The organism is Mycetocola sp. (genome assembly GCF_025464835.1).
In the GTDB taxonomy this organism is placed as follows: domain Bacteria; phylum Actinomycetota; class Actinomycetes; order Actinomycetales; family Microbacteriaceae; genus Mycetocola_A.
In genome coordinates this window covers 1-6,738 of sequence record NZ_JAODMP010000082.1, presented here as the reverse complement: position 1 = coordinate 6,738, position 6,738 = coordinate 1, and the positions used below count along the sequence as shown (strand labels likewise).

Sequence of the window (6,738 nt, the reverse complement as noted above, 5' to 3'; positions counted from 1 at the left end):
GCCCGAGTGACAACACCCCGGCGTCGGGGGTGAAGTCACCCGGATTGAGACGTCGCATTCCTCGCCCTCGTCATCATCGCGCAGCTTCTGGACGGTCAGCGGCGGGCCGTTCTAACACAATCCTTTCCAAACTCCTCCATCCGCGCTCTCCCGAGGCGCTCGGACTTGTGCAAAAGACCTGAGCCGCGCCGTTTGTGCGCCGGAAGACGGGTCCGAAGGGGTCAAGAACGCGCAGGTCGGTCGCGAATGGTTCGCCTCGGCGCAGTGTCGGGCATGGCTCATGATCCTTCGGGTCACTTGACTCACATCCCGTCCGCCTTGGGTAAGGCTAGAGTGACCCGGGTTCCTCGTCCCAGTGACAGGGCAGGGCTTCGATGAGTTCACCCTGATCAGACGCCGTACACCCGGCGTGCGTTGCCGTGCGCGATCATCTTCGCGGCTCGGATAGCATCCGGCTCGCTCCAATCGCCCTCACGCACCCACCGGCCAAGCACCTGCGCCATCGATCGACGCCACAGAATCGAACCCAGCAGGTGCAGCTCGGGCAGGCCGAACGCGTCTGAGGAGTAGAGCTGCTTCGCGAACGGCGCGAGTTCGAGCGACTCAGCGATGATTTGTGTGCTCTGGGCGCCCACATAGTTCAGCGTCAACCCGACGTCGAAGTACACGTTGTCGAAAGCCTGGGCCAGGTAGCCAGACTCGCGATGATAGGGGTAGGTGTGCAGCAGCATGATCGGCGTGGAGGCGATTTCTTGCTGCCGGAGCAACGGAAGCAGCAGCATGGGGTTGGACCGGTGCAAGTCCATGTCGCGGTCGCCGAGGCCGACGTGGAATTGGATCGGCCGCCCCAGTTCTGCCGCCGCGTGCACGATGAACGCGATGATCACGGGGTGGTCCAAGCGCGCTGATCCAGCGGATGTCGCGTTCAGCTCGGTCACTGCCTGCTCGAGGTCGCCTGTCGATGGCAGCGTCCAGTCGATGTCGAACCCTGTGCGGTACGCGGCGATGGTCTTGTACCCCACTACGGATGGATTGGCCTGGGCGAGCGCCTCACGGAACTTCGGCGCGAATGCCGCCGGATCACCGCCGTGCGCGAGGATACTCTCGGCGAGTTGCTCCAGGCGAACGATTGCGGAACTCGGCGTTCCGGATCGTTCCGTCATGGTGGAGAGGCTTGAGATGATGTCGGTGCCGAAACCGGTGTCCATGATCCAGCGTTCGACGCCGGCGTCGCCGAGCATTCGCCGGTCGAGGTCATCCACCGGAAGCGCCGTGCGCTCCGCCCAGTACTCGTCCGCCTTGGCGTGCGGCGGGAGTCCAAGCTGCGGGGCGCACCATCGGCGAATCGCGAAGCCCAGCTGGGAGTCGAACTGGGTCATGAACGCCGGGATGGGGTCGGGGGAGCCCTCGTTGATGGCCTGCTCGAACTGCCCGCGGGTAACCGGGTCGATGAAGCAGCCGTGCACGTGGTGATCGACGAGGGGCATCGATGTTATCGCTTCGCCCAGCCCGGCCGGCACCTGCCCTTCCAGCCCGGCGAGAACCCCAAGCTCACCAACCGGCATAGGGAGCCACCTCCTCGTCGCTGACCGTGCCGGCGATCGCGTCGCTGATCGCCTGGTCGAGGATATCGACGGCGCGATCGATTTCACTGTCGGTGATGATCAGCGGCGGTGTGATCTCCAGCACGTTTCCGCCGACGTAGTAGACGACGGCACCGAGTTGCCAGGCCCGGTACACCACACGCTGCGCGAGGGCGCCGTCGGCCTCGAGGCCGCCAGAGTCGGTGACAAGTTCGACGCCGATGACAAGCCCCCGCCCCCGGACGTCTCCGATTCGGGACGCCGAACGTCCGTTGTCGACACCGTGACCGTCCGCGATGCCGGCGAGTCCGCGGAGGAACCGCGCGCCGGCATCCGCTGCCCGAGCCGGTAACTCGTCAGCGACGATGGTACGGAGGACCGCGCGGCCGACGGCCGTGCTGATCGGGTTTCCGGCGGTGGTCAGGAGGGCCGACCCGGCCGGATAGTCGAGGATTTCCGCCGGACCGACAGCGGCGGAGAGCGGCAGCCCGCCGCCGATTGCCTTGCCGAACGTGACGATGTCCGGTTCGATGCCCTCGAGTGAGAACGCGTGCAGCGCGCCCGGCCGGCCGAGTCCCACCTTGACTTCGTCGCAGATCAACGGAACAGCGTTGGCGGTGCAAAGCGCTTGCAACGCGGCCAGGAACCCCGACGGCGGTATGACGAGGCCACCGTCGGAGAGGATCGGCTCGACGATCAGGCAGGCGACCGTGCCGGACTCGAGCAGGGCGCGCGCCTGGTCAAGCACTGCGGCGACGGTGGAGTCGATGTCGCCGGTGAACGGCCGGAGGGGGTTCGGGTAGGGGAGAAACGCAACGTCCGGGTCTTGTTCCTGGCCGGCGTCGATCTGCTGTCCGGAGATGCCCATCGCCACACCGACTCCGCCGTGGTAACTGTGCTCGAAGGCGACCACAGTTTTCCGGCCGGAGAAATGGCGGCAGGCGCGCAGCACCACGTCGTTGGCATCTGAGCCGGCGTGACCGAGGTACACCCGCCGCTCGCCAGACCCAGGAACCAGTGCCAACAGGTCTTCGGCCAGCCCGACTGAGTCGGGGTGCACCGCGGAGAGTCCCCCTGATCCGGGCGCAGTGCGCACCGCTCGGGTCATCGCCTCGATGATGGCTGGATGCCCGTGGCCGAGCCCCGACGCGGTCCACGTCGCCGAAAGGTCGAGGAGTTCTCGGCCGTTCGGGTCGAACAGGCTGGAGCCCCGCCCCTCCACGACCTCGAGCGGGAAGAAGCGCAGCTTCTCGATCCCGGCGATGACCCGCGCGTCCCGTTCGTACAGACTCACACCATGAGCCACCGCTGTCGTGAGGTTCACGACTGCGCAGCCTTCTCGCGCGGATCGAGCTCCTTGCCGAGACCGGGCAACTCGAGTTCCGCGGTGAGCGCCTCGCCCACCCGCACCGCGATTCTGGAGGCGGCCAGGGCGAGGATGAGGCCAGCCAAGCACCAGTACAGGCCGAGGAGCGGCGCGGCAGTGGGCTCGGTGGCGTCCTTCACGTTGAACCAGAGCACGACGGCGATCACGATAGCCCCTATGGCGGGGAGCACGATGCCGAGGAACCGGCCCTCGCCGCCGTGCACAATGTCGAATCGTTTGTTCCCGGTGAACCAGATCGCGGCAATTTCGACCATGAAGTAGGCGACCATCAGGCACACGGCGCCAGCGACTGCGAAGAGGAAGTATGCGTCGATGGCGGGGTTGCCGGTGCCCATCACGGGCCATCCGGCGACCGAGCAGATGAGTCCGGAGATCAGGGCAAGGGCAATGACCAGCCAGGTCGCCCGGCGGGGGCCCTGCGTTTTCTCATCGAGCACGGCCAGAGCAGCCGGGCCGAAGCCGTCCCGGGTGAAAGCGTAGATCATGCGGCCCGCAGTGGCCGCCGTGGCGACGTGGCAGCCGAACGCTGCACAGATAGCGGTGAAAATGATGATCAGCCCGAACCAAGTGCCGATGTAATCGTGCCCGAGGTCACCCAGCGTGTTACCGGAGGTCTGGAACTTCTCCAGCCCCGCGGCATCCGTTCCGAAACCGATGGTCTGGGCGAACATCACGACGATGAACAGCACGCCCGTGAGCACGAGTGCGCCGCCGAGGGCGCGCGGGATGTTGCGCTTGGGGTTATCGGTCTCCTCGCCGAGCGAAGCGCAGGCCTCGAACCCGGCCCAGGAGAGGAACGCCGCGACCACACCGGCCATGACCTGGGATACGTCGACACCGTCGAAGCTGAACACGCTGAAGTCGACACCGGTGCTCGGAGCGCCGCCGTTGGCGAAGATCACTCCCACCAGCACGATCATGGCGACGATCCCTACGCCTTCGATTGCGAGGAGAATCTTGGCGATAAGGGCGACATCGCGGCCGGCGAGCAGGAAAGAAATGACCGCACCGACGATGGTGATGACCGGCCAGGGCAGTTGGAACGGATCGGACGATCCGCGCTGCAGCTCGGCGAGGAACGCATTCACGAAGGCCGCGGTGAGTGCGAGCGTGCCGATCGAGAAGCCGATGTAGGCGCCGAGCATGGCGAATCCAGAGAAGAATCCGGCGCGCGGTCCGATCGTCCCGCCGACCAAAGCGTAAGCGGAGCCGGCGTGGTTCAGGTGCCGGGTCAGCCTGACGAAGCCGTAGCCCACGAGCGCGACGCCGATGAGTCCGATGATGAAGACGAGCGGGATCGACTTCCCGACAATCCCGATCAGGCCTTGACCGTTCCCCGCCATTGCGAGTGTGGGTCCGATCGTGGCGAGGGAAAGCGCCACTGCCGCCCAGAGTGGTAGCCGCTGTTTGGTCGTTTTCGTTTGCGGTGGTGCAGAAGTCATGGTGTTCTCCTGTGCTCGAAGGGGTGCGGATCGGTAATTCAGGACCAGGCGAATCGCACGGCGTGAGCGATGTCCTCGGGGCTCACGCCGTCGAACGTGTGCTGCTCGTGTCGGCGAACGGCCAGCACTCCCTCGTGGATGTCGGCGCCCAGGATCTGGACGGCGAGCGTCGATGCCTCAAGAGCATCGAGGATGGTGGGCTGGTCGAAGGCTAGGGCGAACTTGGCGTGGTCGGGGTCGTCCGCCGGGTTGTCAACGATCTCGCGCGGTAGCGGCAGCTCGGACTCGATGCCATGCAGGGCGGAGCCGAGCAGGGCGGCGGCGGCGATGTAGATGTTCGCGCTGGGATCGACGATTTTGAGCTCGACGTTCGCGCCGTGTGGGTTGCCCGGGGTTGCGGCGAGGAAGCGCAGGGCAGCTTCGCGGTTCTCCAGGCCCCAACAAGCGGATGCGCCGGACCAGGCTCCCGGCTTCAGCCGCTGCGCCGAGATCACGGAACCGGCGTAGAGGCCGAGGAGCTCCGGAAGAGCATGCAGGATTCCACCGATAGCCGCACCTCCCTCAGCGGTGATGCCGTGCGGGCCGTCGCCGCCGGCGAAAAGCGGCGTGCCATCGCGGTCCAGCGAGAGGTGCAGGTGGGCGCCGTTTCCGGAACCGTCAGCCCAGGGCAGCGGCGAGAAAGAAGCCGCCATGTCGTGCCGGGCGGCGACGATGCCGATCAGGATGCGCGCGAGAACCTGAGTGTCAGCCATGTCGACCGGCGACGCGGGAGCCAAAGATACCTCGAACTGGTCCGTGCCGTACTCGGCGTGGATCTGTTCGGCCTCGAGACCCGCCTTCTCCAGCGTGTCAGTGAGGTCAACCAGGAACGCACGGTGCGCTGTCACCGCCTTCATCCCGTAGGCCGACCACGACGTCTTCGGGAGGCGATCACCCGACGCGGTGGTGAGGGTGAACTCCAGCTCGGTCCCCATCAGCGGGGTCAGGCCCCGCGCTTCCGCTGCTGCAATCATGGCGCGGAGCCGACCACGGGCACAATGGCTGGAGATTGTGCCGTCCTGGTTGTAGTAGTCGGTTGGACCCCAGGCCAGCCCCGCGTCGATCTGCCGCACCTGGCTCGCGTCGAGGCGGAGCCGCAGGTCGCCGGTTACCCCGATCGTTGAGGTGAACGCGATGCCGTTGTCGATGCAGAAGACCACCCACGATGGAGAGGCTCCGGCTCCGGTCTGGTGAAAGCTAGCGAGGCGGCGCACGGGCACGCCCTTGCTGCGGTTGACGCCGGCGAAGTCGAGCGCCGTTCCCACCAGCAGTGCCACTCCGGCGTCCTGGAGGCTCAGGGTGAGCGCCTCAAGTTCGTCGCGGGAGGAGCCGGGTGGGGGAGTGGTCACGTTGAGTTCTCTTTCGTCCGTGCGTCGTTGAGGGACAATCCTGCGACATAAATGTTTCAGACTCGTTACGTTACGTCAAGCTGTTATATTCATTTCATATTTGGCCGCCGTGTCATTGGAGGATCCCTCGTGTGCCGACTCTTTGCCTACGTGGCGCCCCGAACATCAGCGGTCGACCGCGAGCTCGGTGAGCGAGGCATTGACAGCTTCATTTCGCTGGCCCAGGTGCACGGCGACGGATGGGGCTGGGCCGGCGTCTCTGAGGTGGGCGACGGGCCATCCGTTTACAAATCGGTGGAGTCTGCGGCCAAGGACTCAAACTTCGGCACCAGCCTCGCCGTTGGCTCCCGAGCCGCGATGGTGCACCTGCGCTGGGCAACGTCAGGTATGGACATCGAGGAAGCCAACACCCATCCGTTCCTTTCGGATGGAATCTCGTTCGAACACAACGGGTCGCTGAAACCTGTGGAGTGCGCGCGGAAGATGCTCTCGGTGGAGAGCCTGGCGAACATGGTCGGTCACACCGACAGTGAAATGTACTTCGCCCTGATCCGGGAGAAGAGGGCGGCCGGCCTTGATTTGCCGGACGCAACTCGGGCCGCGGCGAGCGACCTGCGGCAGGCATTCCCGCTGAGCAGCCTGAACGCCATCCTTCTCACCTCTGAGGAGCTGATCGTGGTCCACGCTCATGCGCACAGCGTACTGACGGAGGAAGATGTCACCGAGATCATGCAGTTCGACCTCCCCGATGAGCACGCCGAGGACTACTTTGCCCTCCGCTGGTTGCGCAGGCCAGACGGGACGATCCTGGTCGGCTCGACCGGAGTGGCCGAGCCGGATTGGCTTCCCCTGCCGGCCGAGTCCGTAACCACGATAACGCTGGCCGATGGGGCCGCGGTCACCGCGCCGCTAATGACAGACTGAAGCCCATGGATGAG

The 6,738-nt window shown here is 65.6% G+C and carries 5 protein-coding genes; 1 reads left to right on the top strand and 4 read right to left on the bottom strand.

All coding sequences use genetic code 11. From position 1 onward, the window contains the following. Nucleotides 1-389 precede the first annotated feature (389 nt). The 4 genes from JWP90_RS10295 to JWP90_RS10280 are packed head-to-tail and all read right to left on the bottom strand — an operon-like array spanning nucleotide 390 to nucleotide 5,800. Nucleotides 390-1,565: an amidohydrolase family protein gene (locus JWP90_RS10295; protein WP_297363469.1), complete on the bottom strand. Its 1,176-nt coding sequence runs from the start codon at nucleotides 1,563-1,565 to the stop codon at nucleotides 390-392. Then, entirely contained in the window at nucleotides 1,552-2,907 is a 1,356-nt protein-coding gene (locus tag JWP90_RS10290) for an aminotransferase class III-fold pyridoxal phosphate-dependent enzyme (RefSeq protein WP_297363466.1), read from the bottom strand. Before JWP90_RS10290 ends, JWP90_RS10295 begins: the two co-directional genes overlap by 14 nt. After that, a complete protein-coding gene (locus JWP90_RS10285; RefSeq protein WP_297363463.1) occupies nucleotides 2,904-4,412 on the bottom strand; it encodes an APC family permease in 1,509 nt (502 codons plus the stop codon). Before JWP90_RS10285 ends, JWP90_RS10290 begins: the two co-directional genes overlap by 4 nt. A 38-nt stretch (nucleotides 4,413-4,450) precedes the next feature. Beyond that, nucleotides 4,451-5,800, bottom strand: coding sequence for a glutamine synthetase family protein (locus JWP90_RS10280; protein ID WP_297363461.1), 1,350 nt, complete (start codon nucleotides 5,798-5,800; stop codon nucleotides 4,451-4,453). A 129-nt stretch (nucleotides 5,801-5,929) separates the two neighbouring features. Between JWP90_RS10280 and JWP90_RS10275 the strand changes: the two genes are divergently transcribed. Then, nucleotides 5,930-6,724, top strand: a complete 795-nt coding sequence (locus JWP90_RS10275; protein ID WP_297363458.1) for a class II glutamine amidotransferase — start codon at nucleotides 5,930-5,932, stop codon at nucleotides 6,722-6,724. Nucleotides 6,725-6,738 lie beyond the last annotated feature (14 nt).